Genomic DNA, 26,171 nt, shown 5'->3' with positions numbered 1-26,171 from the left:
CTACTTAAAAAAGGGCATTAATCTGTCGCTAAAATCCTGTGGGGGCAGGCATGGGCGGTTGGTTTTCATGTTAATGAATACGAGCAGCGTTTCGCCGGTATTAATAAGTTCGCCTTTGGGATTTGTAAGTTCGTACCTGAAATGGATTCGAATGCCGGGCAGCTCATCCATAATCACCCTGATGCTGATCTCCTCGTCATATAAAGCAGGTTTCAGGTATTTGCACTGAAGCTCGAGCACAGGCATCATAATGCCCGATTCTTCCATACCTTTATAAGTAAGACCAAGACTGCGAAGCATCTCTACCCGGCCAACTTCATAAAATTCGGCATAGTTACCGTAATACATATAGCCCATTTGATCGGTTTCGCCGTAGCGCACCCGTATTTTGATGGTGTGCTCAAACATTACCTGAGGATGTTACGTTCGTTAAGGGCTTGCTGAAATTTATGCGCGTTAACCAAATGGTCGGCCACATTGGTGGCAAAGGCATGGTATCCCGAAAAATCAGCTTTGGCGCACATGTAAATGTAATCGTTCTTTTGATAGTTGAGCACGGCCTTTACAGCATTAACAGATGGCATCATGATAGGGCCCGGAGGTAAACCTTTATGCAGATAAGTATTGTATGGCGAATTGTATGAAAGGTAGCGGGTGAGTACACGTTTTATAGTAAAATCATTCATCGCGAAGATGACTGTAGGATCAGCGTCCAGTGTCATGCCTCTTTTTAAGCGATTAAGGTATAGGCCCGCTACAGCAGGCATTTCATCATCGTGCAACGCTTCGGCATCAACTATTGATGCCAGGATAGATACTTCCTGCGGAGTAAGGTTTATAGCGGCAGCCTTTTGTTTACGTTCAGGGGTCCAAAAAGCCTGATAATGATCATACATCCGTTTAAAGAACTTTTCCGGACTTGTATTCCAATACATCTGGTAGGAATCCGGCATCATTACCGTATATACGTTATCGGTAGTAAAACCGTACTTACTTACAAAACTTGCCGAATCGAGCAGCCGGATAATCGCCATTGAGTCCGGTTCAATCTTTTTCGATATAAATCCCGCAAACTGTTCTTTAAGTCGCAATCCGTGAAATTCAACCTTAACAGGTTCTTGTGTACCTGAGGCCAGCATATTGATGAGCTTGCGGTTTCCCATACCCTCATGCAGGCGATATTTACCTGGTTTTACACGGGTAGTATAATTCATATTTCGGGCAGCCCAACCAAATGAAGCCGTATCTTTTACAATGCCTTCATCCTGTATGGTTTTAAAAACATCACTAAAAGTAGCGCCGGTATGGATGTATAAATACTCCTGTTTATCGGTAACGTTAGGGCCAAAGTATTTAAGGTAATAATTGAAACCTGTAAAGCCTAAAAGCACAATGATAACGATTACCAATGCTATGATAAATTTTTTGAGCATGCCTGATCCTTGTTTTTCCGCGGTCATGATATTGAATAGAGTATTTATTTTAGTTTTTGAACAGCCATTAACCCGCCGCTTAAATTACGCACATTGCTATAGCCACGCTGTTCCAATAGGGCTTGCGCTGTTTCGCTCCGTAAACCAGCTTTGCAGATAACGATTACCTCATCGGTTTTGTTGTAGCTTAAACGGTTAAGTGTATTCTCTAAATTTGACAGCGGGATATTTTCGCCTCCTATATTGTAGGTATGATATTCAATAACCTCGCGCACGTCAATCAAATTAAGGCTTTCACCTTTATTTAAACGTTCAAGCAGCTCGGTAGCTTTAATTTGCCGGTGGAGCTGCATCTGTTTTTGTGCCTTGTGAAACAGTTAGGTTAATACGCGTACCAATACTTGTTTTGCTTAACGAATCGGTCTTCATCGGGTATTGCGAAACAACAACCACATTGGTCGAATCGGTAATAGTACCCTGGTAAGTAATGATCCCAACAGTTAAGCCAGCGCCTTTTATAGCAAAGCGGGCGGCATCAAGGTCAAGATTTACGAGTTCAGGTATTTCCACTTCGCTTGCACCTTCACCATCACCCAAAACCAAATCTATTCTTGAGCCTTTGGGGATCTTGGTACCTGTTTTTATCACCTGTCCGCCAAAACGTACCTCCAGGATCCGGTCGCGGGCAATATCCGAACGGTACGTTGTGTCGCCCACTTTTAAGCCATAATTTGATATGGTAGCTATAGCTTCGCGATAATTGCTTTGTTCAAGATCGGGCAGGGCTACATTTGGCGCCTGCAGGGTTACCATAGTAAGATAGATTACCCGGCTTTCTTTAACGTTGGTCCCGGGATCCGGGTCTTGCTCTACGATAGTACCGGGGGCCACATCCTGTACATACACAGAATCTATTTTATAGCCGAATCCCTGTTCTTTTAAAATATCCATCGCCTTATCAATAGTAAGGCCTTTAAGCTTTGGTACAGGTATGCCCGATCCATGACGGGTGTAATAACCAAGACTGAAAAATGCTATTAAAACAACGGCTATCACGGTCACAATAGCCATCAATAAGTTATTCCGAAATGATTTTGATTTTAAGTAAGCCCCAAATTTGCTCATCAGTATATGTAAGGGTAAACCTTTTAATTAAGTATCAAACATAGGAATTATTTTGGATATGGGTGTTAGGATGTCGGATTTCGGATGTTCGATTTCGGAATTAATTATTGCAGAATTTCGGGAGTTTTAAACTCAAAATTTAAACTTTAGTATTATTTGCAATGATATTTATTCTAATTTCGACTTCGAAATCAGGTCGCTTTCGTTGCTCCTGGAAATAAATTCGAAATCGAACATCCGAAATCCGAAATAAAATGAGTCTTAAAAATATTGCCCTTTTGGCCGGAGGTTTTACCGGCGAATATGAAGTATCTCTTAACAGCGCAAAAAATATTGCGGCTAACCTGGCGTCAAACAGCAACTATAAGGTTTATACTATATTAATTACCCGCGACAGGTGGTTTTTTGAAGCAGACGACGCAACAGTTGATGTTGACAAAAATGATTTTACCATTACTCTTAACCAGGAAAAAATAAAGTTCGACTTTGCTTTCATCACCATTCATGGCACTCCCGGCGAGGATGGAAAGCTGCAGGGCTATTTTGATATGCTTGGCATTCCTTATAATACCTGCGACGCTACGACATCGGCCATTACCATGAACAAGGCTTATACCAAAGCTATCGTGAACGGGATCCATGGCTTGCATACTGCACATTCCATGCGTTTATTTGAGCGCGATGTGCATGACGTTGCCACCATAGCAGCTAATTTGAAATTTCCGTTGTTTGTTAAACCTAATAATGGTGGCAGCAGCGTGGGTATGAGCAAGGTTCAAAACATAGCCGGCCTGCCAGAAGCATTGAACAGGGCATTTCTGGAAGATGCCCAGGTGTTAGTAGAAGAATTTATTAAAGGCCGCGAGTTCAGTATTGGTATAGCACGCCTGCACGGTAAAATAAAGGTATTGCCTGCTACAGAAATTATAACCTCAAAAGATTTTTTTGATTACGAGGCGAAATATACTTCTGGTGTAACACAAGAAATAACTCCCGCCGACCTTTCGGCTGAAAAGGTTAAAGAAATTGCTGGCATAGTTACCGAGGTGTATACCCGCCTCAACTGCCGCGGCATGGCTAGGATCGACTTTATTTTGCTTGAAGGCAGTAATGATTTTTATTTTATTGAGATCAACACCACACCAGGCCAGTCTGCCGCTAGTTTGATTCCGCAACAGGTACGTGCGGCAGGTATGGATGTAGGCGAGTTTTACAGTGCGCTGATCGAAGGAGCCACGTTATAATTTCGGAATTGGGGATTTCGATTTTGGATTTATTTAGATAATTACTTTCAGAGACGCGTTACAAGCGTCTCTTTTAGTGTAACAACAAGATCATTCTACCGTCAAAAACCAACGATGCTGCAGTTTCAAAATTTCACAAAATCATACGGTAATTATCCTGCTTTAAAAATTGAAAATCTTAACCTTGAAACCGGCATTTATTGGATAAAAGGAATAAACGGATCGGGTAAAAGCACTCTATTAAAATCCATCGCCGGCATATTGGCATTTGATGGCGACATCATGCTTGAAGAACGTATCAGCATAAAAAAGCAACCGGTGGCTTACCGAAAGCTGGTAAACTTTGCCGAGGCCGAACCCGTATTTCCCGATTTTTTAACAGGTTCAGAAATGATCGCCCTGTTTATCGCTGCTAAAAGCGCGCCGGCGCGACAGGAGGAGCAGTATATTAAAAGCATGGGCATGCAAAGCTTCATAGACCGCCGGGTTGGCACTTACAGCAGTGGCATGATGAAAAAGCTTTCCCTGTTACTTGCCTTTTTGGGCAAGCCCAAATTGATCCTGCTCGATGAACCTTTGATCACCATTGATATGGCGTCGTTAGCAACATTAAATAGTTGGATAAGGGAAAGGTATGAGCAGGAGGGAACCGGCTTTTTACTGTCATCGCACCAGATACTTGAAGATGGCTCATTACCTGTATCAGGTGAACTTCTCGTCGAAGATCAAACTTTAAAGTTTATCAGCTGATGAAATCGCTAACCATTGTATTGTTAAAGATTTTTGCAAACGGTTTTTTCCGGGTGCATGCCGGGATTTTGCTATTTATATTTTTGGCAATGGTTGGCGTAGTGCCTCCCCAGTATTTAATAGGCTATCACAAAGCACTGATGCTGGCTATGGACAGCAGTTCGGTTGTAATGATCCTGGTGTTTATAAGCTGGTTTATTTATGCCGTTAAAAGCTGGCATTACGTATCCGGGCAAATCTTTGCCCCCAGTCAACATTTTTTATTTTATAGCAGCAATGCCCTGAACAAAGGGAAACAAATAATAAGCTGGTTTTGGGTACAGGCTGCTATATTATCGCCGGTAATATTGTACGCACTCATCGCTGTGGGGGTGGGTTTTTCCAATCAGTATTATTTATTTCCAGTTTGCATTTTACTGTATTTAATCGCCTTAACTTATTTAAGTGCAGTTATTTATACAAAGCAAATTAACGGACTTGTTGATGGCAATGATCAATCTATATTATTAAAACTAAGCAGCAAATGGCGTAAACCTTATTTCAGCCTTTACGTTTACCACCTGTTAGATAAGCGCAAGGTTCCATACCTCATTACCAAGGCGCTTTCCTGGCTTATCATCACCGGGGTGTTTTACGTGTTTGCTGATGTTAAAACTGATGTCCGTGTTGCCGGTATAGCAATCCTTGCTGTTATAACGGCACATATTGTATTGATATTTGAGGAAAGGAAATTTGAAGAGAACGGCCTTTGCTTTTCCCGCAATTTGCCTTATAGCAGGCCACAGCTATTTCTAAATTTTATAGGCGTCTATTTCATTCTCCTCATCCCCGAAAGTATCTGGCTGTTCAGCAGGTTTAACTTGCTAATGGCTATTGAACTGCTGTTTGTTGGCTTAAGCACCGTGATGCTGTTTCATTGCCTGCTTTACTGGTTTGGCCTTAATATGGATAAGTACCTGCAATGGATCCTGGGGTTATTTATTGTATTGTTTTGGATCATTATGTTCAAACTGCTTTGGATACTTATACCGTTAAACTTAAGTTTAGCCTACCTGCTGTTCTATAATAATTATTACAAATTTGAAGGAGAGGTAAGCGATAAGCTGTAGCTTTAAAACTGTGCTTTAATCATTCTGTCCCTGCCGCTCATATCTTTTCTTAACTCAATGTTTTTAAATCCGTTACCGGCTAATAGCTCAACAGTTTCATTACCTAAATTTTCATTGATCTCGAAAAAAAGCAGACCGCCGGCAATCAAATTACTAAGTGAAAAATCGGCTATGGCCCGGTAAAATATCAGCGGATCATGTTCTGGTACAAACAAAGCAGTATGTGGCTCAAAATCTGTAACATTACTATGCATCTGCTTTTTATCATCAAGCGTAACATAAGGAGGGTTGCTTACAATGATATTATATTGAGCCTCTTCTTTATCATGCTCAATATTTAAAATATCAGCCAGAATAAAACTAACCTCAACTTCATTTAATAAAGCATTTTCCTTGGCGATTTCCAAAGCTCCTTCGGATATATCTATCGCAGAAACATCCGCATTTGCCAAATTCTTTTTCAAGCTGATGGCGATACACCCGCTACCGGTACCTATATCCAGCACAGAAAACCTTTCACCTTTCGCCTTTAACCTTTCGCCTTCTAAAATCCATTCCACCAGTTCCTCAGTTTCCGGGCGCGGAATCAGCACACATGGGTTTACTTTAAATAGCAAGCCAAAAAACTCGGTGATACCAAAAATGTATTGAATGGGTTTGCCTGTTTTTAGTTCGGCAAGGATGTTTTTCGCCCGTTCCGACTGTTCAGCAGTTAACGCTCTTTCGGGGAATGCCTTAACAGATGCCCTTGATAAACCGGTCACTTCGGCAATAACGAACAGCGTAATAGCTTCGGTTTCATTAGTATCATAAATGCCATTTATCTGCCGCCTGTAATCTTCAAAAACATCCTTAATCGTAATCATGCAACAAAGTAACATAAAAGCTACTTTTGCACCATGCTTGAACATGAAAAATATATGCGCCGCTGTTTGGAGCTTGCTCAATTGGGTGCAGGATACGTTAGCCCGAACCCTGTGGTTGGCGCGGTTGTAGTTCACGATGGCAAAATAATAGGAGAGGGCTATCACCAGAAATATGGCCAGGCCCATGCCGAAGTTAATGCCATTGCACAGGTTATGCAAAAGTATGATAACCATGCCGAGTTGCTCAAAAATTCGGTAATATATGTTTCGTTGGAGCCTTGCGCGCATTATGGTAAAACACCTCCCTGCGCCGATCTGATCATCAAACACCAAATTTCTAAAGTAGTAGTAGGCTGCCGCGATCCTTTTGCGCAGGTTGATGGCAAGGGTATTGAAAAATTGCAGGCCGCCGGCATTGAAGTAATTACCGGTGTGCTGGAACAGGAATGCCAATGGCTCAATCGCCGCTTTTTTACCAAAGTACAAAAGCACAGACCGTACATTATTCTGAAATGGGCACAAACACAGAATGGCTTTTTTGCCCCGGCAGATGGCGGCCAGTTCTGGATCACCGGTCCCGAATCGCGCAAGCTTGTACACAAGTGGCGTAGCGAAGAGGATGCCATACTGGTCGGCAAAAACACGGTATTTAGCGATAATCCGCAATTAAATACCCGTTACTGGGATGGGCCATCACCCAAACGTGTAGTGATAGATCGAAGGCTGGAATTAAATAAAGAATTGAAGGTATTTGATCAGTCTGCCGAAACGTTGATATTTAACGAGGTTAAGTTTGATGTTGACGGTAAAAACAGGTATATAGCACTTGAAGATTTTGAACGCTTTGTGCCGCAATACATTTTGTACCAATTATACCTTCAGGATATCCAATCTGTTATTATTGAAGGCGGCGCTAAAACACTTGAATCATTTATTGAAGCCGGACTTTGGGACGAAGCCAGGATATTTACCGGTAATAAAGTTTTAGGGAAAGGTATAAAAGCACCGCAAATAACAGGTATACTTGCCGATGAATATCCTGTAGGCGCCGATCGCCTCCAATTGTTATACAATAAGCCGGTTATATAAATGCTGTTCGTTTTTTTAAGTATTTGCTGTAGTGTTATCGTTTCCATTTTGCTGAAACTGGCAAAACGCTACCACGTGGACGTCTACCAGGCCATTACCTGGAATTACTCTATGGCTATTCTGCTCACCTGGTTCTTTTTTAAACCACAGCTGAGCATTATCCAAAACGGGCCTGTTTATAATTACGTGGCTCTGGGCATCCTGTTTCCCGCTATATTTGTAATCATGGCAACGTCGGTGCGCAAGGCCGGTATTGTTCGTACAGACGTAGCCCAACGCTTATCCTTGTTTATCCCCATACTGGCTGCATTTGTTTTATTTGGCGAAGCCACTGGTACAATTAAAGCAATTGGCATTATACTGGCCTTCATTGCTATCATTTGCTCTATACCCTGGCAAAAATCGGCAGGTAGCAAAGTTGAAAAGGGCTCATGGATTTACCTGTTAATTGTTTTCATGGGGTTTGGCGTAATTGATGTATTGCTAAAACAGCTTACCAAGGTTAGTAATGTGCCTTTTACCACAGCTATTTTTGTGATCTTCATTATTGCTTTTATATTAACCCTTGCGGGTTTGATTTACCAGGTATCCACTAAAAAAATGAAATTTTCATTGCCGCATATCCTCATAGGCTGGGTATTGGGGATAGCTAATTTTGGTAATATCCTGTTTTATTTAAAAGCACATCAGGCGCTGGCCAATAGTCCTTCGGCAGTATTTTCGTCAGTAAACATAGGTGTTATTTTAGTTGGTGCATTGGTTGGCATATTTGTATTTAAAGAGAAATTGAGCCTGATTAACAAAATTGGCATTGCCGTAGCCGTACTGGCGATTGTTATTATTTATTTCCCGCAAACATTGAGTTTCCTGCACCTGTAATATTTCTGAATGCTTTTTGACGATACTTATAAAACGATAGAAAACCCTGCTGAAGGTATTTTTCGCGACCGCGGCAGCAAATTCCTGGCCTATGCTTTTCCTGTAAATTCTGAAAACGATATCAAGGCTATTGTTGCCCAATTAAAATCCGAACATCCGAAGGCTAATCATCATTGCTGGGCAATGCGTTTAACTATCGATCGCTCGGTATTTAGGATTAATGATGATGGGGAACCTTCGGGTACCGCCGGCAGGCCAATCTTAAATACACTTCTGTCAAAAGACCTCACCAACATTCTGGTTGTAGTTGTTCGGTATTTTGGCGGTACTTTGTTAGGTGTTCCCGGTTTAATCAACGCTTACAAAGCCGCAACTGAAGAAGCATTAAATCAGGCGGTTATCATTTCAAAAACGGTCAATGATGTCTATACCGTATCGTTTAACTATCTGCAGATGAATGATGTGATGCGTATTATTAAGGAAGAGAACCTTATTATACTTGATCAGCTATTTGACAACGACTGCAGCATCCAGCTTTCTATTCGTAAAACGCAGGTTGAGCAGGCACTTTTTAAATTAAACAAGGTAAGCGGTGCATTGGCCAAATACAACCACAGCATCTAACTATTCCATTACTTTATCTGCTTCGGGCACTGTTTTTGTGCCGATTTAATTCCTTAATTGTGACGTAATTGTCTTAATTTAGTCGGGTATGCAATCTTTTGATTTAGATAAAACCGACCTGCTCCGCATTAAAACTGCGCTCGAAGCCGATGATGCTGAGTTAGAGAATGTTCTGAAGGAATATCACGCTTCGGAGATTGCTATACTATTTGAAAAACTTCAGCAGGAAGAAAAAGAAAGGATCATCAATATCCTCCCGGCTGATGTTGCTTCGGAAGTTTTATCCGAAATGGACGAAGAGCACGGCCCTGCCGAACTGCTTGTAAACCTTGATCCCGAAAAACGTACAGAGATAGTTGAAGAGCTGGATTATGACGATGCTACCGATATCATATCCCAGCTTGATGAGGAAGACCAGCAGGAGATTTTAGAGGATCTTGACCATGAAGATGCCAGCAGCATCCGGGCGCTGATGACCTATGCCGAGGATACTGCCGGCGGTTTGATGAACTCTGAAATTATCAAGGTAAACATTAACCTGGATAAAAAGGACGCGCTGGACGAGATCATCCGGCAATCCGAGGAGATGGAGGAGTTTTACACCATTTGTGTGGTTGATAATAACGACATACTGAAAGGCATCCTCTCTATTAAAACAGTTATCAAAGCCCGCGCCGATGCCCGTGTCAGCGATCTGGTAACTACCGATTTTGTTTACGTAAAAGCCGAGCTTGACCAGGAAGAGGTAGCCCGCCTGATCAAGCAATACAACCTTACCAGTATCCCGGTTGTTGATGACGATATGAAACTGCTTGGCCGCGTTACAGTAGATGACATCATCGACGTAATGGAGGAAGAAAACACCGAGGACATTTTGAAGATCTCCGGTGTATCAGAAGATGAGGAATTGAGCGGTAACTGGGTGGAGGCTGTAAAAAGCCGCTTGCCGTGGTTAGTGATCAACCTCGGTACCGCGTTCCTTGCTGCATCCATTATCCGGACATTTGATTCGACAGTTGCCAAGCTTTCCATTATCTCGGCTTATATGACCATTATTGCAGGTATGGGTGGCAATGCCGCCACACAGGCATTGGCGGTAACTGTAAGGCGTATTTCGTTAAGCGATCTTTCCGACAAACAAGCTTATAACACCGTATTAAAAGAGTTTTTAGTAGGCCTGATTAACGGCGCGGCCAATGGGCTCATCGTGTTTATAGTGGCGTTCTTTTACGATGCCAACCCGCTGCTTGGCCTGGTATTGTTCTTAGCCATGACAGGCAACCTGATCATAGCAGGCTTAACAGGCGCTTCCATCCCGTTGATATTGAAAAGGGTAGGGATTGACCCCGCGGTAGCATCATCCATCATCATCACTACTTTTACCGATTGTATTGGGTTTTTATTACCGCTTTGGTTGGCTACCAAGCTTTTGTTGAAGTAATATATCCCGCCGGTTACGCCTGTCCCCACAGCAACTCATAAGGAGATAGCGTAGTTACGAACCCCGGAAGCACTAAGCTGACAAATATTTAAAACCTTGTTATATAGTAAGTTTCTTTTTGAGGGCCGACAAAATGTTATATTTATAAATAATCTTTGAATATTTGCGTGTTTACAATAACTTAATAACATTGTTGGGACGAATTTAATCTGAAACTGATGACAGAAGTTAGACATAACTGGACTAAAGAAGAAATAGCCGAAATATACCATACACCATTGCTTGATCTTGTATACAAGGCCGCTACAATCCACCGCGAGAATAAAGATTATGCAGAAGTGCAAATCAGTTCTTTGATCTCGATAAAAACAGGCGGATGTTCTGAAGATTGTGCTTACTGCCCGCAGGCTGCCCGTTATAATACGGGTGTAAATGTACATGCCATAATGCCGAAAGATGAAGTAATTGCTGCTGCCGAAAAGGCAAAAGCCGGAGGTGCATCACGTTTGTGTATGGGGGCGGCCTGGCGCGAGGTTCGTGATAACCGCGATTTTGATAAGGTAATTGATATGGTTAAAGCGGTGAACAGCCTTGATATGGAAGTGTGCTGTACCCTTGGCATGCTTACCGAAAGCCAGGCACTACGTTTGGCAGATGCGGGTTTGTATGCCTATAATCATAACCTTGATACATCCGAAGAAGATTACAAACGGATCATCACCACCCGTACCTATGATGAGCGCCTTAAAACGCTAGAGCATGTGCGCAAAGCTAAGATCACCGTATGCAGCGGCGGCATCATTGGCCTGGGTGAAACGGTGGAGGACAGGGTATCCATGCTCAAAACATTGTCGAACCTGCCCAAACACCCGGAATCAGTGCCTATTAACGCTTTAGTTCCGGTAGCAGGAACTCCGTTAGCTGATCAGCCCCGTGTTTCTGTTTGGGACATGGTTAGGATGGTGGCTACAACAAGGATCATTATGCCTAAAACCGTAGTCCGTTTATCTGCCGGGCGTACAGAGATGAGTACGGTTGAGCAGGCTTTCTGTTTTATGGCAGGAGCTAATTCAATTTTTGCCGGCGAAAAACTGCTTACCACGCCAAACCCATCATTTGATACCGATATGGCTATGTTTGAATTGCTTGGTTTATCGCCGCGCAAAGCTTTCAAAAATGGCCGGCCTAATGAAGTTAATAAAGAAGAAGTTGAAGTTGCAGGTTAGTGCGGCATAAAAGTGCCGCATCCAAATATAATATTGTTAAGCGGCTGTTTCGTGTTTTTTATGCGCGTCTTCCATTGCCGCATATTCGCGTTGCAGTACGCGTGCAGTTTGAGTACTACCGTCATGGCTCCAACCCGGTGGATTTATGAAATAACCGATCTTTGATTTAAGATTGGGGGCATTCCTGGCATCCTGTAGTAATGCTTTCCACTCGTGGAATAATACATTAACCGGGCCCATGTCTTCAGGTTGTTTGGTTAAGCCATATTTAACGGGCTCGGGCAAATCTTCATCACGAAAAGTGCCGAATAGCCTATCCCAGATGATAAGCACCATTCCCATATTTTTGTCAAGATAAGGGATGTTTGAAGCATGGTGAACACGGTGATGCGCGGGTGTTACAAAAATCCACCCATACCATTTTGGCAAGGGAATTTTGTATTGAGTATGCACCAGATTGCCATAAAGCTGGGTAATAAGGTATGCGTACAGGATATCTAAAGCGGTAAAGCCCATTAAAGCCAGCGGGAGGTAAAAGAATACCCGGTAAAGCGGTTCAAAAACCGTGGATCTGAAGCCGGTTGTGAAATTGAAATGTTCGGATGAGTGATGGGTAACGTGCATGGCCCAAAACATACGGCAGTAATGCCCGGTATAATGCAGCACCCAATATAAAAAGTCCTGTACAACAACCAACACAAACCAATACCAAAAAATATTCTGAATTTGAAAAAGCCTGTAATGCTGGTAGGTATAATCAAGTATAAAAAAGGTAAATACCTTAACGCAGAGATTAGTAACAACAGCCAGCGATGTAAGATAAATATTGGTTAGTGTATCGCGGGTTTCATAGTATTTGCGATCTTCCCAATAGCTCAAAGCCATTTCAACAAGCGTTAAAACAACCAATAAGCCCATTAAAACAAGGGCCGCCTGATTTCGCGGATCTAAATGCTGAAGCATGTTACAAGTTAATGTAATATCTTAAACTTTCACAAAGTTCGTGGGCAGTGCACACATTATCAATACTAAACTTACCTATATGTGTTAACAGGGTGCAATTAATTTCGTCACCAACGTTCTTTTTGTCCTTTTTCATATTCAGCAGCAGTTCATCAAAGCTATCTTCGTTGATGGTATACCTGGGATAAAGGTCGGTCAATACCTTTACAATTTCATGAAGTTCTTCTGAACGCAACCCTGTTTTTTTGTGGGCGAGGTATGATTCGCAGATCATGCCGATAGCTACTGCTTCACCGTGCGAAAGGCTGTCCTCGTCATGCAATAATGAATATGTTTCGACAGCGTGGCCGATAGTGTGCCCAAAGTTTAAAGCTTTGCGGATACCTTTTTCGTGCGGATCCTCGATGGTGATTTCATTCTTGATTTCTACAGAGCGATGAACCAATTCAACCGAAGGATTTTTCAGGTCGCTGTTTTTAAGTTGATTCCAATAATTGGCATCGACAATTAAACCATGTTTAAGCATTTCGGCCAAGCCTGAGAGGATCTGGCGAGGCGGAAGGCTTTGTAAAAACTCGTGCGCTATAAACACAGCTTTAGGCATAGTAAATGTTCCGATAATATTTTTTATGCCATCAACATCGATACCTGTTTTGCCGCCCACAGAGGCATCAACCTGTGAAAGCAGGGTAGTGGGTACCTGTACAAAATCTATCCCTCTTTTATAGGTAGAAGCTGCAAAGCCCCCCATGTCTGTAATAACACCACCACCTAAGTTGATCATAAGGCTTTTACGATCGGCACCAAAATCAATCAGCATTTTCCAAACGCCCACACAAAAATCAATGTTTTTGCTTTCCTCGCCCGACGAAACCTCGATCAAGTCGTAATTATTAAAATCTGTAAGTTTGCTGGTAAGTAACGGAAGGCAGTGTTCGCCTGTATTTTCGTCAGTTAAAATAAAGAATTTTGAATAGTTGCCTTTTTTAACAAAATCAACTAATTCATCAAGGCTATTATCGAAATAAACCGAGTAATTATCGCTTAAAATAGTGTTCATTATTATATGACTATAATTTTATTTCCATCGAACTCTACCGTGTCGCCTCTTTTTACTTTGAGGCGTTTTCTGTAGTCAACTACACCGTTATACTTCACGAGGCCTTCAGTTACAACTATTTGCGCCTCGCCGCCGGTTTGCACTAAGTTCGCAGCCTTGAGTAGCTGGATCATTGGGATAAAGTCCCCTTCTAACTTAAATTCGATCATGGGATGGCAAAAATAAACTATTCATGCAATTATGAGTTATCATTTTATAATTTTGCGGATGACCTCTTTTGAAACTAACAATAATCAAGGACGAAATACGCCCTCGTTCGAAAATACAGAAATAGCTTTTCGCCATTCATCCAATGCCGATCTTAACCGGGCCTACTGGCTGTTCAGGATGATCAATGTTAACTTTTTGGTAAAGATAGGCCCACCGGTTACCAATTTTGCCATGAAGATTGGTTTGCCGATAAAGAATATTATCAAAGCTACCATATTTAAACATTTTTGCGGCGGTGAAACCATTGCCGAATGTGATAATACTATCAAAAATCTTTACAGCGGCAGGGTAGGTACTATCCTGGATTATTCGGTAGAGGGAGAGGACGAAGAAACCGTATTTGATAATACCCGTGATGAGATTATCCGTACCATTGAGCGTGCCGCGAAAGATAAAGCGATCCCCCTTACCGTATTTAAAGTAACTGGTGTAGGCCGCTTTGGTCTGCTTGAAAAAATTGATGCCCGTATTAAATTGAACGATACTGAAGAAGAGGAGTGGAGAAGGGTACAAAACCGCGTGCTAGGTATCTGCGATAAGGCCTTTAAAAACAATGTACCTGTAATGATAGATGCTGAAGAAAGCTGGATCCAGGATACTATTGATCTTTTGGCGCTTACCATGATGACACAGTTTAACAAGCAAAAGCCGATAGTATATAATACCTATCAAATGTACAGGCATGATAAACTGGCCTCGATGTTAAACGATCATACTATTGCCCAAAGCGAAGGCTTTATATTGGGAGCGAAAATAGTGCGCGGTGCATACATGGAAAAGGAACGTAAACGTGCCGAAGAAAAGGGCTACTCATCGCCGATTCAACCCGATAAAAAATCTACTGATCTTGATTACGATTCGGCGCTTGACTATTGCACCAGTCATATCAATGAAATAGCTTTTATTGCAGGTACGCATAATGAAGAAAGCTGCCGTTTGCTGGCCGAGTTGCTGGATAATAAAGGCATCGATCATAAACATCCGCATGTTTATTTTTCGCAATTGCTTGGCATGAGTGATAACTTAAGCTTTAACCTCGCTCATGCCGATTATAATGTAGCCAAATATGTGCCCTATGGACCGGTAAAGGCTGTACTGCCATATTTATTTCGCCGGGCACAGGAAAATACGGCAATAGCCGGGCAAATGAGCCGCGAGCTAAGCTTAATTACAAAAGAAAGAAAGCGTCGAAGCGCTTAACTTATAAAACCACCATACAAAAGGGGGCATTTATTAAATTAAATGCTCCCTTTTTGCAAAGAACTGTATAGTATCCGGAGCCGTCATTAGAAAGGTCTGGATGCCCAACTTTTTTGCGGCCTCCAAATGCTGCGGACTATCGTCAATAAATAAGGTTTCTTGGGGTTTTAAATTATTTTCCTTAAGTACCTGTTCAAAAATGGCAGGCTCTGGCTTGCGCTTACCCGTAAGGTGCGAATAATATGTTTTTTCGAACAGGTGATCGTTACCTTCAAATCCGAATTCGGTTTTAAGATAGTTCATGATATAATCATAATGGATAGCGTTAATATTGCTGAGCAAAAAAGTACGGTATTTGTCTTTCAACTTCAACAGTAATTCGTGATTCCCTTCCGCAATTCCGACCAGAATACTGTTCCAGGCAGCATCAATCTGATCATCTGTAATAGAAGAGTCGTTGGTTTTTTCCCTTACGTAATCCCTGAATTGTGCTGCTGTAACTTCGCCGCGATCAAATTTATCAAAAATTTCATCCTGGGTTTTGTGGCCAAAAAACGTTTCGGGATTGCTTATACCTAACTGATTCCATGATTGTTGAACGCGGAGAAAGTCGATACTGAAAATAACGTTACCATAATCGAAGATGATATTTTTAATATTTTCCATAAAAAGAGTTTGAGATATGGCGGCAAATATGTAAAATTGCACCCGCAAACAAAAACAAAATAACCGCGCCTATAGCTCAGTCGGTTAGAGTAGAAGACTCATAATCTTTTGGTCCCTGGTTCGAGCCCAGGTGGGCGCACGAAATGGCGAAACCGCCAGTTTAAAAACCCTGTAAATCGTTGATTTACAGGGTTTTTTATTTTATTCCAATCCCTTTCAATCCTTTCGAATGCACCGTTTTGGTGGACAATCCGGCGGACAAAAATCGTTTTTTAGATTTGTCCGTTTTTATGACGTAAAAGATTGTGATACAGGTATTTAAGTTCTTGAAATAAGGACTCAAATGCACTCAAAAAGACTGGTAAAAATCGCAATCCGGCGGACAAAAGCGGCCTGAAAATGACGGTTTCAGGATGTAATTAATCATTTATTCATAAACAAACTGTTACAAAAATGAAAACATCGCAGTCGTTTGGCGTGCATTTCAGCATCAAGAAAGGAAGAGAAAAAGAAGATGGTAAAACCAAGGTTTACGCCTCGATCACCATTAACAAAGAAAAAGTAATCATCGCCCTGCCGCATTACGTGAACGTTGAAAGCTGGGACAAAGGGCGCGGCTGTGTCAAGGTCAGGCTGCCGGAAGCCAAAGAATCCAACACCTACCTGGAGCAGGTCAAATTCACGATTACCACCTACTACCGGCAATTGCAGATCGCCGGAAAAGAGATCACCCCGGCTTTACTTAAAGCCTGCTTTCTCGGCGAAGTAACTGAGGAAACCTACTCGCTCAGCAGGCTGATGGATTATCATTATGAGGTCGCTTCTGCGGCATTGACCTGGAGCACCCTCAAGCACTACGCAGTGACCCGGCGCTACCTGGAAAAGTTCCTGAAAGAGAAACGCAAGACCACCGATATCCGCATTCATGAGATCGATTACAAATTTATCGTCGATTTTGAAACGTATCTGCGCAATCACAAGCCTGCTGACCACCCTCAGCCGATCAACAACAATGGTGTGATGAAACATTTGATCCGTCTCCGCAAAATGACCACGCTGGCTTTCAAGCTGCAATGGATCAATAAAGACCCATTCAAAAATTACAAGTTCCGGTATAAGAAGGTAGAGACCGCTTTCCTTTCCAATTCAGAACTGAAACTCATTCAGGAGCATGAGTTCGCTTCCGAGTCGCTCGTCATGATCCGCGACCTTTTTGTATATGCCTGTTATACCGGCCTTTCGTTCGTCGACCTGATGAATCTGACGGAACGCAATGTGGTCGACGGCGAAGACGGTGGGAAATGGCTGAAGTTGTTCCGGCAAAAAAGCAATGAAGCAACCAATATCCCTTTGCTGGCACCGGCACTTGCCCTGATGAAGAAGTATGAAGACGATCCCAGGGCAGTTTACCACGGCAGGATCTTTCCAACCCTCACCAATCAGAAGGTTAATATGCACCTTAAAGAGGTCGCTAAGATCTTAGGCATCAAAAAGACCCTCACCTTTGGTGTGGCCCGCCACACGTTTGCCACAACGATCACTTTAGCCAATAACGTCCCTATTGAAACGGTCAGCAAGATGATGGGACATACCAAGATCGCCACAACGCAGATCTATGCCCGTGTGCTGCTCAAAAAGATCAGCGAGGATATGAGCGTGCTGAAGGAAAAATTGAAACCGGAACCCAAACGTCCGGCGGCTAGAAAATCGAATGTTAAAGGCAGAAGTCATTATGAACATCGTTGGTAATATTATTTGCGGGCAGGTTACCGGCGATACCGCCAAGCAATTGGCCGAACGGTTCGGCAAGATCAACCAGGTTAAAGAAAGTGTATCCATTAATAGCAGTGATACCTCTGTCAGCCGTTCAACGCAATTGGATTATGCCATTCCCGCCTCTAAAATTGCCGGCCTGTCTTCGGGTGAATTCGTTGGTATGGTTGCCGATGACCCCGCCAAGAAAATAGAACTTAAAACCTTTCATTGCCAGATACAAAATAATCATGAAGCGATCCAGGCGGAAGAATACAAATACCAGTCGATAGCCAATGTCCGTCAGATGGGAACTAATGAAATATTGCTCAATTACCAGCATATCAAGGCCGATATAGTGGAATTGGTAGCAGCTATGGTTTAACTAGAGCTTAGACCTCCTTGGCGCCACAAACATGCCCATTGATAGACCGATACGCGGGTAAAAGTAATTATCTGCGTAATAATAAGCTATAAGCCCGACACCGGTCCAATGTACCGATGTCAGGCAAGTGCAACTGATCAATGACCAATTTTTGTCAGCAGAATACTGACAGAATCCGGCTTGGACAAAAAAGGGGAATGGCTTGTATTTAACTGATAAGTTGTTTTGATGTCTGCAGCTGCGATCATGCGGTTTTGCAGGGAAAGTGAGATCACGTGATCTTGCAAGGTTTTAATGTAAACCTTATCAATTGACCCGTAATTAGCGACAGTTAATACCACTTTGTTAGTGAATGGAATGGATGGTTCCACACGAAAGTTCTTCAATACCAGGTTTTTGATCGCATCGGTGCCGTCCTGGATGAAGATGTTGGTAATGTTTTCATGGACCACATCCAGGGTTAACTGGTCTGCTGATGGCCTGAGTGAGGGGCCCAAAAGTGCGTCTGCATCGGTGTTAGCCAGGTCCAGGAGCGATTGACCGCTGGCCGGTAAATAAGCACCGATATAAACGAGTTTTTGGATCTTGGAGGGCACTTTTTCAGCTACTGCTGATATGATCACGCCGCCAAGGCTGTGTCCAACGAGTACGACTTTTCCATCCACTTTATTGATCGCATCGATCACTTTGTCTCTGTAGACATCAATACTCAACGTCTGTGGAGCAGTCTGATCGGCGCCATGGCCGGAAAGTTCTATAACAATGGCATGGTCGCCATTTTTTTCCAGTGCCGCTTTTACATTATCCCAGACATAGGGAGCTTGCCATGCACCATGGACCAGAACAAAAGTTGACGATTTTGCCTGCACATTATTATCTTTTGAACAGCCGGAGAGCGCTACTGTAAGGAAGACTAAGAACAGTAGTGGAAATATTAGCTTTTTCATCTTTATTAATTGCCTGATTGTACAGACATGCCAAAACTATGGATGAAAAAATCCGGAAATTTTAACCCGGGTTAAAATCGTCACTTCAGGGCTGGTGTCTTTTCTTTTCCGGACGCCGGGTGCATCATTCGTTTGCGGATGCGGCTCAGGGACGGGCCTTCAATACCCAGATAAGAGGCGACATGATACAGGGGGACGCTTTGCATGATATCGGGATGCAGCTTTAGCATCTCCAGATAACGGTCCTCGGGTGTTCTGAATAGAAATCCCTCTGTATTGGTCATAAGCTCATTCAGCGAAGATTCGGCATAGATACGTCCGAATCGCTCCCATGCAGGCGAGATATCATACAAGTGATGTAAATGGTCATAATGAATATAAAGCGTCTCCGAATTGGACATGGCCTCCGTATAATACTCACAACTCGTTTGAGTCAGGAAACTCTTAAAAGAACTCATGAACTGGTTATTGGTAAAAAACAGTACGTTGCGTTCCGTTCCAGTAGGTTCATGGTATTTATAGATCCGGAAAACGCCGCTGATCACAAAACCGAAATACTTGCAAACATTTTTATATTCATTGTAAAACTCTCCTTTTTTGTAGTTCTTTTCCTGCCAGAATTTTTTTGACAAGGCAAAGTCCTCAGCAGGCATCCCGGAGATCTGCCTGGTGATTTCTTCTAACCGCTTTAACTTTTCTTCTATATTTCCTGTTATTCTTTAAGTGCTTCTGACCGTTTCCCCATTATTTGTCTAGTAATAGCGAATTAATAAAAGAACAGGGGCAGATCACCCGCCCCTGCCATCAAAACAAATCATTACAACACAAAGGTTTCACCGATCTCCGGTAAGTGCAGTTTGATGCCTGCCCGGGCAAACTTTTCAGCACTGGCCGTCTTATCGATCTGTATAAAACCAAAAGTGTCGTAATGGACCCCGATTACCTGGCCGACGCCTACCATATTGGCCGCCTCAATCGCATCGTCGGTTCCCATCGTCAGATTCTCGCCTATCGGAAAGACCGCGAAATCAAGTTCTGCCCATTTTGGGACCAGCGTCATATCGAGCGTTAAAGCCGTATCGCCGCTATAATAAAAATTACCTTCAGTGGTTTTCACAATAAACCCAGCAGTTGCACCGGCGTAAGATCCGCCGGAGAAACTGCTGGAATGCTGTGCTGTAACAGACTTTACCGTACCGAAGTTAAATGCAAACTGTCCACCTGGATTAAGGGGGTGAGCGTTCTCTATTCCCTGTTTAGTGAAATGATCGTATAATTCCCATGCACCGATGATCTTGGCACCTGTGCGTTTCGCGATACTCACCGCGTCAAGCATATAATCAAAATGGCCATGTGATACCAGAATGTAATCTGCCGCTATCCTTTCAGTATCAATGTCTTTAGCAAGCTCATTGCCGGTAATGAACGGGTCGAACAAAAGTGTTTTGCCTCCCGCAACCACTGTGAAGCAGGAATGGCCATAATAGGTAATTTTCATATTGTCAGAAAAAAATGATCTCTTAGATAGTTCCGTTCAGGAACAGGCGGACCTGGCAGACAAAGTTCTCGTGGAACTGGAACTGGCTCCCATGGCTCGAATCCGGATAAAGGATCAGTTGCGCATTGGGCAGTTCCTGTTGAAGGGTGTAAGCGTTAACCGTCGGGAATATAACATCGCCCTTGCCGTTTACCAGCAACACCGGATGTTTGATCTCTTTAAGATACTCAAAAGATCTCGCTCTTTTTTTACCCCATTGAGAGATCGCTGCTAATTGAGATGGTACGACCAAGTCACTTAATGCGGCATCGCGGCCCTCTTTGCGGGACCTGGTACGCTCTAAATAAGCCCAGCCCGCTGCCTGGCTGCTTTCTGTCGGCGCAAAGAAAGTGTCCAGCAATAATTCATCCGGTTGATCATAAGGTTTGTCAAACAGAGCCCAAACTTCAGGGCTGAAGGTTTCCAGTCCTTCACCGCCTCTTGGACCTGAACCGACCAAAATAACACGGTTCACTAAATCTGGTTGATCCAGAACAACTTGCTGCGCAACAAAACTACCCATTGAAAAACCCAGGATGTCTATCTTGTCCAGACCGAGCGTTGCAATAAAATCTTGCGCGTCATTGGCGATCTCGGCGATGGTATGTGGCGGTTCACCCCCTGAACCGGCTATGCCTCGGTTATCAAAAATGATGATCTCTCGCTCCTGGGATAATGGGTCCAGCACGGCTGGGTCCCAGTTGTCCATGGTGCCGGTGAAATATTGGAATAAAACTAAAGGCAATTTGCCAGGCTTACCAAAACGACGGTAAGCAAATTTAGTGCCTCTCACATCCGCAAACTGTGTAGGGACGGTTAAAGTGGTATATGAACTCATTTTATTTTGTATTTAAGATGTTGAAAATCGATTACTGTTTAAGCTTCATCTAAGAATTGACCAATTTGATTAAGGAACAATTCGGGATATTGATAATGGGGGGCATGGTTTGCATCAGGGTAAATAATAAGTGATGCATTTGGCAGGTGTTCTTTCAGCGTAACTGAATTAATGGTCGGGCAAATGATGTCCTGGTCTCCGTGAACGACCAGAATCGGCTGTTTGATGTCTTTCAGGTAATCAAAGCTGTTTTCCTGAAGTTTGCCCCAACCAAAAATAGCAGCCAGTTGAGCAGGGACAACACTATCTGTCAATGCCGGTTCTTTGCCAACCCGTGCACGGATCCGTGTTAAATATGCCCATCCTGCTTTCTGGCTTTTTGCTGTAGGCGTAAAGAAGGTGTCCAGCAATAGTTCATCGGCATGGGGATATTGCTTTTTGAACAACGCCCACACCTGGGGCGAATAATCTGTCATTCTTTCGCCGCCTCGCGGTCCTGTCCCAACAAGGATCAGTTTACGGATAAGTTCGGGATGGTCCAAAGTAAGTTGCTGGGCAACCATGCCGCCTATCGAAAATCCGAAAAGGTCGATTTTTTTCAACCCCAAAGCATCGATGAATGCGGCAGCATCTTTGGCCATTGCGCCAATGGTGTCGGGCGTTTTACCGCCTGAAGCGGCAACACCTCTATTATCAAAGATGATCACTTCACGGTCTCTTGCCAGTCCGTCCATGACGATTGGGTCCCAGTTATCCATAGTACCGGTCAGGTAATTGGTAAAGACCATTGGTATACCTGTTTTTCTTCCGAACCTTCGGTATGCGAATTTCACACCATCTACCGTGACGTACGCTGTAGATGCTGTTTTTGCCGCCACGCCGGTTGCTGCGGAAGCGAGTAAGTTGCCTTTAGGCAACAAGGCGAAACCGGCAGTTGCGATTGAGCCTAATTTTAAAAAATCTTTTCTGTCCATTTTATTGATCTTAATGCCGGACCGGTTGATCAGACGCGGTCCCTTGAGATTGAATTAATAATTGTTTAATTTATTACAGCCATAATGACGGGACAAATATAGAATGAACGATTGTTCATTTTAAAGTGCGCTAGTGTATGTTTACGTTGTATTGACAAAAATGAACGAATGTTCATTGTATTTTTGTCAATACAATTAAGACAAACTATGAACAAATCAGAAAAGACCAGGCAGTACATTATTGAGAAGACAGCTCCGCTTTTTAATACCAAGGGAGTTGCCGCAACAGCTGTAAGTGATATCATGGAAGCCACTCAAATGGCCAAAGGAAGCTTGTACGTCCATTTTGAAAATAAAGAAGACCTGACTTATTGTGCGGTTGATTGGAACTTGAATGAATTCATCAACAAAGTCTCTGCTGAAGCTGAAAAGTTCGAAGGTCCCAAAGCTAAATTCTGCGGTATGCTGGATTACCTGAGTGATCCCCTCAACCCGCCGGTACAAGGCGGCTGCCCCATGATGAATTTCGGAATGGAGGCGGATGATACCAACCCGGTTATCCGAAACAAAGTATATAATACCATATGCACGGTTCAGCAAAATATGGTCGATCTTCTTGCTGAAGGAGTGAGGACGGGTGTTTTTAATCCGGATTGGGATTATAAGGAATTTGCTATGAAAGCCTATGCCATGGTTGAGGGGGGCATCCTGGTGGCCAGGGTATCGCAGGATATTAGACAAATGAAAATGCTCGTCAACATTTTGAAACGCGAGATCAACGAACAATCAATTGAGATCATTGCGTGGGTGAGCAAAAATTAACATCTAATATGAAAAAACATCCGTTAAGAGAATTTAAAGAAACAGTCGGCGCGAGCCGGAAGGATTGAAGGCGCTGTTGGCAGACGACGTGATATTTTCAAGTCCGATATTCAGTCGCGAGGTGATCGGCAGAGACCTGGTGGCGAAGATCATGCTGACATCTGCCACTGTTCGCGATGGTAAGTTCACCCATGAATTCAAGGAGGGTAATGAAACTATTCTGATCTGGGAAGGTACCATAGACGGCCATAAGCTGGTCAGTTTTGAGCTGATCGTGGACGACGACGAGGGTAAGATCAAATACCGCTCTGTAGCGTTCAAACCGTATCCGGTAACCACGCTGTTCAGGACGGCAATGTATGTGCAATTAAAAGAGCTGGTCCCCGCGGATATGTGGGAACTTCAACAAGTATAAGAAAGATAGTTTTAGAAATACCAATATGCTGTAAACGCTTTTTCAAGCTTCAAGACAACCTCAAGGGTCTTGCGGTAGATTCCAAAGCAATCCACTCTTTGACAAGGTAAGCTTTCTCTTGTCGAAAAGTTCATCCATGATCATCCATACCTGATCGGTCAAGGTAAACGTTTTTTTAGAGCTCTTATCAATTTTTGCAAAGAAGCCGGTAATCACTATTTTTTCGAAAGCTATTTCGCCGTTCGATTGTCTCCAGAACAATTTGCGGTTGAGTGGATATGTTATCGTTGTTGTCTTTAAAAGCTCACCTCTTCTTTGTACTTCTTTAGAAAATTCTCCTGTAAATTCACTTAGCGAAATCGTATTTCCATTAGCATCATGGAATTTGACATACTGTAGGGCGATCATTTCTTCCTCATCAGCAACAGCAAGAGTTTTATCGTCAAAGTCGATGCTAGTAATAACTCCACGCGAAACTATCGCATTGAAATTTAAGTTCAGAATACCAAGCTCCACTATTTTGTTAAACTCTGCGTCATTTTTCCCGGCTTCCCTCAGTTCAACAAGCTTTATCCCCAAGTGAGCTGCATAGGTTAGCGTATCCGGTGTAAACCCTGCTTTACAGACAATAACGCCGCTCGCTATATCTGAATCGCTCATGATCTGGGCGAGCTTCATAACGACGTCTTTGTCTACCTTTTTATTCCAGTATTTGCATTCGATTGCTGTAAGCAATTGCAGCTCACCATCGAACTGCTCGGTCAGCACATCGATTTGATGTTCCACGCTGGATTTTCCTATTACCTTGCAGTTGCGCCCATACCCTTTGATCTTAATACCTTCATGTGCACCTAATGCTCCATAGATGTATTGCGTGATAGCTTCATATTCTTTCCAGTCAATCTCGTTTTTATCGGACATAGCTTCTACTTAATTTGAGTTAATAGGCGTTCATTTAATCGGAATGGTTTAATATAATTCGAGTCAATATTTAATTCCTGGGCAAAGTCATTTATCCTATCTAAGTTAGCTTCTGAATGGAAACTGATCTCCCATTCGATATGCTTTGGATTGGTGTTTACCTCTAAAATCTTCTCGAAGTAGGGCATGTCAACTTTAGATAGCGAATGCCCTATTACTGCAATTTTTTTTATTTTATTCAAAGATGAAATAAACCTCTCATGCGTTTGCAGGACTTTTTTAAAATTCTTAGATGATTCTTCGTAATAATCTTCTATTCTTTCCACTGCGAAGTTGATTGCATGATACCCGGCTTCCGAACGCCAGTTGCCTTTCGTCTCGTCTTCCAGAAAATAGGCGAGATAAGTGGGGTTTGAATTGTTGTAGTATTTATTTCTTTTATTCTTCAATCGGAGTTGAAACCTGCGCTCATTTTCGTTTGCTTTTTGCCAATTTTCTAAACTGTTTTCCGGACTTTCTCCGTGCCCTAAAATAATGCTTCCCAGTTTATCCGACTTTTTGCCATGTAGATAGCAGATTTGATCAGGCATGGCTCCGTATGCTGTTTCTACAAAATCAGTATAATTAAAGGACAGGTAAAGAGCGTTAGGATCAAGTTTGATGAGTTGCTGTTGATATCCTTGGGGCATATTCAATGTCCTGATCCATTGATGAAAACATTTCCTTAAGCTTTCTGTCAGTTCATCAACTAAGTTTCCTGCATGATCTTGAGAAAAGAATAGTTCCGCATATGTAAAATCATCATCATCTACTTCATTCGATGGAAAGAAAGGGCTGATATAATCGATGAAGGTTTCCCTGGAAATGGTCAATAGATTTGTTTCAAAGTCCCCCCATATATTTTCGCAATCATATAGATGCTCTAAAGCGTAAAGCAGATCGCGATCATGCTTTGCCAAATAAGTCTTAAAATCGGAGTATTTTGAAGCTATGCCATGATGCAGATCGAATCCATTGCCGATGATATATAGCGTTTCCGACACTTATCTAGTTATTGAGGTTACAAGGTTGATTTCTCACAAAGTATATCAAAAATAACTAATTAAAATCACACCGATATTCATGTATTTAATACGGTGCGCCTTAATGTGCAACTTTCGCACCATTTTTTAGATGATGTGCGGCTTCTTGCTAATTTGCTAAGGGATTTTGATGAACCCTGGTGGGCTGTATCTGCACCATAATTAATTAAGGATTGGTCGATTAAATAAACACTTATTTTTATTTAATTTTCAAGGCAATATTAACAAAAGTTGATATTTATTTTTTCGCACTTAATTATAAATCAGGTATATATATTTATATTTACTACAACTTAAATCCAAAGCCATGTCAGAAAAAAAATTAATCATCCAAATTCCCGAAAGCGAGATGTTGTCAAAAGCAAGCTTGAACAATGAAAATCTCGAAGAAATTGTAAGTTCAATGTTTAGCAACGTTGAAAATCCAGGTGTTACTCACGTGGTTGTTAAAAGTACTGCTGATTCTGAAGGAGCTGCTTCAGCTCCAGCCTGGGAAAGATCATGTTAAAATGAACCAGCGTAGCTATTTGAATAATAGTTACGCTGTTATTTT

The 26,171-nt window shown here is 42.5% G+C and carries 30 protein-coding genes and 1 tRNA gene; 15 read left to right on the top strand and 16 right to left on the bottom strand.

From position 1 onward, the window contains the following. The 4 genes from ABIC84_RS04105 to ABIC84_RS04090 are packed head-to-tail and all read right to left on the bottom strand — an operon-like array spanning position 1 to position 2,558. Positions 1 to 408 carry an acyl-CoA thioesterase gene (locus ABIC84_RS04105; protein WP_426588041.1) on the bottom strand — a complete coding sequence of 136 codons (408 nt, stop codon included), beginning with the start codon at positions 406 to 408 and terminating at the stop codon, positions 1 to 3. Further along, on the bottom strand, positions 408 to 1,460 hold the full coding sequence (gene mltG / locus ABIC84_RS04100) for an endolytic transglycosylase MltG (RefSeq protein ID WP_426588039.1): 1,053 nt from the start codon (positions 1,458 to 1,460) through the stop codon (positions 408 to 410). Before mltG ends, ABIC84_RS04105 begins: the two co-directional genes overlap by 1 nt. A gap of 17 nt (positions 1,461 to 1,477) precedes the next feature. Continuing rightward, positions 1,478 to 1,786 carry a rhodanese-like domain-containing protein gene (locus tag ABIC84_RS04095; RefSeq protein ID WP_426588037.1) on the bottom strand — a complete coding sequence of 103 codons (309 nt, stop codon included), beginning with the start codon at positions 1,784 to 1,786 and terminating at the stop codon, positions 1,478 to 1,480. Further along, positions 1,764 to 2,558 (bottom strand): PASTA domain-containing protein, encoded by a 795-nt coding sequence (locus ABIC84_RS04090; RefSeq protein WP_429262744.1) that lies wholly within the window; start codon positions 2,556 to 2,558, stop codon positions 1,764 to 1,766. Before ABIC84_RS04090 ends, ABIC84_RS04095 begins: the two co-directional genes overlap by 23 nt. A 254-nt stretch (positions 2,559 to 2,812) precedes the next feature. Between ABIC84_RS04090 and ABIC84_RS04085 the strand changes: the two genes are divergently transcribed. From ABIC84_RS04085 to ABIC84_RS04075, 3 genes are all read left to right on the top strand, one after another. Further along, on the top strand, positions 2,813 to 3,802 hold the full coding sequence (locus ABIC84_RS04085; RefSeq protein WP_429262743.1) for a D-alanine--D-alanine ligase: 990 nt from the start codon (positions 2,813 to 2,815) through the stop codon (positions 3,800 to 3,802). A 114-nt stretch (positions 3,803 to 3,916) separates the two neighbouring features. Beyond that, positions 3,917 to 4,552, top strand: coding sequence for an ABC transporter ATP-binding protein (locus ABIC84_RS04080; RefSeq protein ID WP_426588031.1), 636 nt, complete (start codon positions 3,917 to 3,919; stop codon positions 4,550 to 4,552). After that, complete coding sequence (locus tag ABIC84_RS04075) at positions 4,552 to 5,661, top strand: hypothetical protein (protein WP_429262742.1); 1,110 nt, start codon at positions 4,552 to 4,554, stop codon at positions 5,659 to 5,661. Before ABIC84_RS04080 ends, ABIC84_RS04075 begins: the two co-directional genes overlap by 1 nt. A gap of 2 nt (positions 5,662 to 5,663) precedes the next feature. Here ABIC84_RS04075 and prmC read toward each other — a convergent pair whose 3' ends face one another. Continuing rightward, positions 5,664 to 6,527, bottom strand: coding sequence for a peptide chain release factor N(5)-glutamine methyltransferase (prmC, locus tag ABIC84_RS04070; protein WP_429262741.1), 864 nt, complete (start codon positions 6,525 to 6,527; stop codon positions 5,664 to 5,666). A gap of 33 nt (positions 6,528 to 6,560) precedes the next feature. Here prmC and ribD point away from each other — a divergent pair, with 33 nt between their 5' ends. The 5 genes from ribD (at position 6,561) to bioB (ending at position 11,786) form a co-directional block, all read left to right on the top strand. Next, complete coding sequence (ribD, locus tag ABIC84_RS04065; protein ID WP_429262740.1) at positions 6,561 to 7,616, top strand: bifunctional diaminohydroxyphosphoribosylaminopyrimidine deaminase/5-amino-6-(5-phosphoribosylamino)uracil reductase RibD; 1,056 nt, start codon at positions 6,561 to 6,563, stop codon at positions 7,614 to 7,616. Then, the gene (locus tag ABIC84_RS04060; protein WP_429262739.1) at positions 7,617 to 8,495 is read left to right on the top strand and encodes an EamA family transporter; all 879 of its coding nucleotides are present in this window, start codon (positions 7,617 to 7,619) and stop codon (positions 8,493 to 8,495) included. Positions 8,496 to 8,504: 9 nt separating this feature from the next. Then, entirely contained in the window at positions 8,505 to 9,119 is a 615-nt protein-coding gene (locus tag ABIC84_RS04055; RefSeq protein ID WP_429262738.1) for an IMPACT family protein, read from the top strand. An 88-nt stretch (positions 9,120 to 9,207) separates the two neighbouring features. After that, positions 9,208 to 10,560, top strand: coding sequence for a magnesium transporter (gene mgtE, locus ABIC84_RS04050; protein WP_426588019.1), 1,353 nt, complete (start codon positions 9,208 to 9,210; stop codon positions 10,558 to 10,560). Positions 10,561 to 10,778: 218 nt separating this feature from the next. Further along, complete coding sequence (gene bioB / locus ABIC84_RS04045) at positions 10,779 to 11,786, top strand: biotin synthase BioB (RefSeq protein ID WP_426588017.1); 1,008 nt, start codon at positions 10,779 to 10,781, stop codon at positions 11,784 to 11,786. Positions 11,787 to 11,822: 36 nt separating this feature from the next. On the opposite strand, the gene ABIC84_RS04040 is transcribed toward bioB, so the two are convergent. Genes ABIC84_RS04040 through ABIC84_RS04030 form a run of 3 tightly spaced genes read right to left on the bottom strand, consistent with a single transcriptional unit; the run spans position 11,823 to position 14,018 of the window. Continuing rightward, positions 11,823 to 12,749, bottom strand: coding sequence for a sterol desaturase family protein (locus tag ABIC84_RS04040; RefSeq protein ID WP_429262737.1), 927 nt, complete (start codon positions 12,747 to 12,749; stop codon positions 11,823 to 11,825). Position 12,750: 1 nt separating this feature from the next. After that, complete coding sequence (gene aroB, locus ABIC84_RS04035) at positions 12,751 to 13,809, bottom strand: 3-dehydroquinate synthase (protein WP_426588013.1); 1,059 nt, start codon at positions 13,807 to 13,809, stop codon at positions 12,751 to 12,753. 2 nt (positions 13,810 to 13,811) lie between these two features. Continuing rightward, entirely contained in the window at positions 13,812 to 14,018 is a 207-nt protein-coding gene (locus ABIC84_RS04030) for an RNA-binding S4 domain-containing protein (RefSeq protein WP_090525828.1), read from the bottom strand. A 58-nt stretch (positions 14,019 to 14,076) separates the two neighbouring features. Between ABIC84_RS04030 and ABIC84_RS04025 the strand changes: the two genes are divergently transcribed. After that, positions 14,077 to 15,279, top strand: a complete 1,203-nt coding sequence (locus tag ABIC84_RS04025; RefSeq protein ID WP_426588011.1) for a proline dehydrogenase family protein — start codon at positions 14,077 to 14,079, stop codon at positions 15,277 to 15,279. A gap of 33 nt (positions 15,280 to 15,312) precedes the next feature. On the opposite strand, the gene ABIC84_RS04020 is transcribed toward ABIC84_RS04025, so the two are convergent. Next, positions 15,313 to 15,945: an HAD family hydrolase gene (locus ABIC84_RS04020; RefSeq protein WP_426588009.1), complete on the bottom strand. Its 633-nt coding sequence runs from the start codon at positions 15,943 to 15,945 to the stop codon at positions 15,313 to 15,315. Between the two features lie 65 nt (positions 15,946 to 16,010). Between ABIC84_RS04020 and ABIC84_RS04015 the strand changes: the two genes are divergently transcribed. The 3 genes from ABIC84_RS04015 to ABIC84_RS04005 all read left to right on the top strand — a co-directional run bounded on the left by ABIC84_RS04015 (position 16,011) and on the right by ABIC84_RS04005 (position 18,082). Beyond that, positions 16,011 to 16,084, top strand: a tRNA-Ile gene (locus ABIC84_RS04015). 314 nt (positions 16,085 to 16,398) lie between these two features. Beyond that, positions 16,399 to 17,694, top strand: coding sequence for a site-specific integrase (locus tag ABIC84_RS04010; protein ID WP_429262736.1), 1,296 nt, complete (start codon positions 16,399 to 16,401; stop codon positions 17,692 to 17,694). After that, on the top strand, positions 17,657 to 18,082 hold the full coding sequence (locus tag ABIC84_RS04005) for a hypothetical protein (protein ID WP_429262735.1): 426 nt from the start codon (positions 17,657 to 17,659) through the stop codon (positions 18,080 to 18,082). The genes ABIC84_RS04010 and ABIC84_RS04005 overlap by 38 nt, the downstream gene beginning before the upstream one ends. A gap of 137 nt (positions 18,083 to 18,219) precedes the next feature. Here the strand turns inward: ABIC84_RS04005 and ABIC84_RS04000 are convergent, their stop codons facing one another. From ABIC84_RS04000 to ABIC84_RS03980, 5 genes are all read right to left on the bottom strand, one after another. After that, positions 18,220 to 19,029: an alpha/beta fold hydrolase gene (locus tag ABIC84_RS04000; RefSeq protein WP_426587891.1), complete on the bottom strand. Its 810-nt coding sequence runs from the start codon at positions 19,027 to 19,029 to the stop codon at positions 18,220 to 18,222. 80 nt (positions 19,030 to 19,109) lie between these two features. Continuing rightward, positions 19,110 to 19,661, bottom strand: a complete 552-nt coding sequence (locus ABIC84_RS03995; RefSeq protein WP_429262734.1) for a Crp/Fnr family transcriptional regulator — start codon at positions 19,659 to 19,661, stop codon at positions 19,110 to 19,112. Positions 19,662 to 19,846: 185 nt separating this feature from the next. Then, on the bottom strand, positions 19,847 to 20,527 hold the full coding sequence (locus ABIC84_RS03990; RefSeq protein ID WP_426587887.1) for a metal-dependent hydrolase: 681 nt from the start codon (positions 20,525 to 20,527) through the stop codon (positions 19,847 to 19,849). Between the two features lie 22 nt (positions 20,528 to 20,549). Then, positions 20,550 to 21,404 carry an alpha/beta fold hydrolase gene (locus ABIC84_RS03985; protein WP_426587885.1) on the bottom strand — a complete coding sequence of 285 codons (855 nt, stop codon included), beginning with the start codon at positions 21,402 to 21,404 and terminating at the stop codon, positions 20,550 to 20,552. 38 nt (positions 21,405 to 21,442) lie between these two features. Further along, positions 21,443 to 22,378 carry an alpha/beta fold hydrolase gene (locus tag ABIC84_RS03980; protein WP_426587883.1) on the bottom strand — a complete coding sequence of 312 codons (936 nt, stop codon included), beginning with the start codon at positions 22,376 to 22,378 and terminating at the stop codon, positions 21,443 to 21,445. A gap of 207 nt (positions 22,379 to 22,585) precedes the next feature. On the opposite strand from ABIC84_RS03980, the gene ABIC84_RS03975 reads away from it, so the two are divergent. Together ABIC84_RS03975 and ABIC84_RS03970 are read left to right on the top strand one after the other, a co-directional pair. Continuing rightward, positions 22,586 to 23,200: a TetR/AcrR family transcriptional regulator gene (locus tag ABIC84_RS03975; protein ID WP_429262733.1), complete on the top strand. Its 615-nt coding sequence runs from the start codon at positions 22,586 to 22,588 to the stop codon at positions 23,198 to 23,200. A 76-nt stretch (positions 23,201 to 23,276) separates the two neighbouring features. Further along, complete coding sequence (locus ABIC84_RS03970) at positions 23,277 to 23,615, top strand: hypothetical protein (RefSeq protein ID WP_426587879.1); 339 nt, start codon at positions 23,277 to 23,279, stop codon at positions 23,613 to 23,615. A gap of 60 nt (positions 23,616 to 23,675) precedes the next feature. On the opposite strand, the gene ABIC84_RS03965 is transcribed toward ABIC84_RS03970, so the two are convergent. Both ABIC84_RS03965 and ABIC84_RS03960 read right to left on the bottom strand, forming a co-directional pair. After that, positions 23,676 to 24,536, bottom strand: a complete 861-nt coding sequence (locus ABIC84_RS03965) for a restriction endonuclease (protein WP_426587877.1) — start codon at positions 24,534 to 24,536, stop codon at positions 23,676 to 23,678. 5 nt (positions 24,537 to 24,541) lie between these two features. Continuing rightward, entirely contained in the window at positions 24,542 to 25,579 is a 1,038-nt protein-coding gene (locus ABIC84_RS03960) for a bacteriophage abortive infection AbiH family protein (RefSeq protein ID WP_426587875.1), read from the bottom strand. A gap of 346 nt (positions 25,580 to 25,925) precedes the next feature. On the opposite strand from ABIC84_RS03960, the gene ABIC84_RS03955 reads away from it, so the two are divergent. Then, positions 25,926 to 26,126 (top strand): hypothetical protein, encoded by a 201-nt coding sequence (locus ABIC84_RS03955; protein WP_426587873.1) that lies wholly within the window; start codon positions 25,926 to 25,928, stop codon positions 26,124 to 26,126. The last annotated feature ends 45 nt before the right edge of the window (positions 26,127 to 26,171 follow it).

The sequence above is a fragment of the Mucilaginibacter sp. 3215 genome, from assembly GCF_050433785.1.
In the GTDB taxonomy this organism is placed as follows: domain Bacteria; phylum Bacteroidota; class Bacteroidia; order Sphingobacteriales; family Sphingobacteriaceae; genus Mucilaginibacter.
This window is presented reverse-complemented; position numbering and strand designations above follow the sequence as displayed.

What these genes read in the sequence shown, in the direction of transcription:
- ABIC84_RS04090 (WP_429262744.1), bottom strand. Translation starts at nt 2,558, where the DNA reads ATGAGCAAATTTGGGGCTTACTTAAAATCAAAATCATTTCGGAATAAC.
- ABIC84_RS04025 (WP_426588011.1), top strand. Translation starts at nt 14,077, where the DNA reads ATGACCTCTTTTGAAACTAACAATAATCAAGGACGAAATACGCCCTCG.
- ABIC84_RS04060 (WP_429262739.1), top strand. Translation starts at nt 7,617, where the DNA reads ATGCTGTTCGTTTTTTTAAGTATTTGCTGTAGTGTTATCGTTTCCATT.
- ABIC84_RS03980 (WP_426587883.1), bottom strand. Translation starts at nt 22,378, where the DNA reads ATGGACAGAAAAGATTTTTTAAAATTAGGCTCAATCGCAACTGCCGGT.
- ABIC84_RS04020 (WP_426588009.1), bottom strand. Translation starts at nt 15,945, where the DNA reads ATGGAAAATATTAAAAATATCATCTTCGATTATGGTAACGTTATTTTC.
- ABIC84_RS04040 (WP_429262737.1), bottom strand. Translation starts at nt 12,749, where the DNA reads ATGCTTCAGCATTTAGATCCGCGAAATCAGGCGGCCCTTGTTTTAATG.
- ABIC84_RS04105 (WP_426588041.1), bottom strand. Translation starts at nt 408, where the DNA reads ATGTTTGAGCACACCATCAAAATACGGGTGCGCTACGGCGAAACCGAT.
- bioB (WP_426588017.1), top strand. Translation starts at nt 10,779, where the DNA reads ATGACAGAAGTTAGACATAACTGGACTAAAGAAGAAATAGCCGAAATA.
- ABIC84_RS04000 (WP_426587891.1), bottom strand. Translation starts at nt 19,029, where the DNA reads ATGAAAAAGCTAATATTTCCACTACTGTTCTTAGTCTTCCTTACAGTA.
- ABIC84_RS03975 (WP_429262733.1), top strand. Translation starts at nt 22,586, where the DNA reads ATGAACAAATCAGAAAAGACCAGGCAGTACATTATTGAGAAGACAGCT.
- mltG (WP_426588039.1), bottom strand. Translation starts at nt 1,460, where the DNA reads ATGACCGCGGAAAAACAAGGATCAGGCATGCTCAAAAAATTTATCATA.
- ABIC84_RS04095 (WP_426588037.1), bottom strand. Translation starts at nt 1,786, where the DNA reads ATGCAGCTCCACCGGCAAATTAAAGCTACCGAGCTGCTTGAACGTTTA.
- ABIC84_RS03985 (WP_426587885.1), bottom strand. Translation starts at nt 21,404, where the DNA reads ATGAGTTCATATACCACTTTAACCGTCCCTACACAGTTTGCGGATGTG.
- ABIC84_RS04005 (WP_429262735.1), top strand. Translation starts at nt 17,657, where the DNA reads ATGTTAAAGGCAGAAGTCATTATGAACATCGTTGGTAATATTATTTGC.
- prmC (WP_429262741.1), bottom strand. Translation starts at nt 6,527, where the DNA reads ATGATTACGATTAAGGATGTTTTTGAAGATTACAGGCGGCAGATAAAT.
- mgtE (WP_426588019.1), top strand. Translation starts at nt 9,208, where the DNA reads ATGCAATCTTTTGATTTAGATAAAACCGACCTGCTCCGCATTAAAACT.
- ABIC84_RS04085 (WP_429262743.1), top strand. Translation starts at nt 2,813, where the DNA reads ATGAGTCTTAAAAATATTGCCCTTTTGGCCGGAGGTTTTACCGGCGAA.
- ABIC84_RS04080 (WP_426588031.1), top strand. Translation starts at nt 3,917, where the DNA reads ATGCTGCAGTTTCAAAATTTCACAAAATCATACGGTAATTATCCTGCT.
- ABIC84_RS04075 (WP_429262742.1), top strand. Translation starts at nt 4,552, where the DNA reads ATGAAATCGCTAACCATTGTATTGTTAAAGATTTTTGCAAACGGTTTT.
- ABIC84_RS04010 (WP_429262736.1), top strand. Translation starts at nt 16,399, where the DNA reads ATGAAAACATCGCAGTCGTTTGGCGTGCATTTCAGCATCAAGAAAGGA.
- ABIC84_RS04055 (WP_429262738.1), top strand. Translation starts at nt 8,505, where the DNA reads ATGCTTTTTGACGATACTTATAAAACGATAGAAAACCCTGCTGAAGGT.
- ABIC84_RS03965 (WP_426587877.1), bottom strand. Translation starts at nt 24,536, where the DNA reads ATGTCCGATAAAAACGAGATTGACTGGAAAGAATATGAAGCTATCACG.
- ABIC84_RS03955 (WP_426587873.1), top strand. Translation starts at nt 25,926, where the DNA reads ATGTCAGAAAAAAAATTAATCATCCAAATTCCCGAAAGCGAGATGTTG.
- ABIC84_RS03990 (WP_426587887.1), bottom strand. Translation starts at nt 20,527, where the DNA reads ATGAAAATTACCTATTATGGCCATTCCTGCTTCACAGTGGTTGCGGGA.
- ribD (WP_429262740.1), top strand. Translation starts at nt 6,561, where the DNA reads ATGCTTGAACATGAAAAATATATGCGCCGCTGTTTGGAGCTTGCTCAA.
- ABIC84_RS04030 (WP_090525828.1), bottom strand. Translation starts at nt 14,018, where the DNA reads ATGATCGAATTTAAGTTAGAAGGGGACTTTATCCCAATGATCCAGCTA.
- aroB (WP_426588013.1), bottom strand. Translation starts at nt 13,809, where the DNA reads ATGAACACTATTTTAAGCGATAATTACTCGGTTTATTTCGATAATAGC.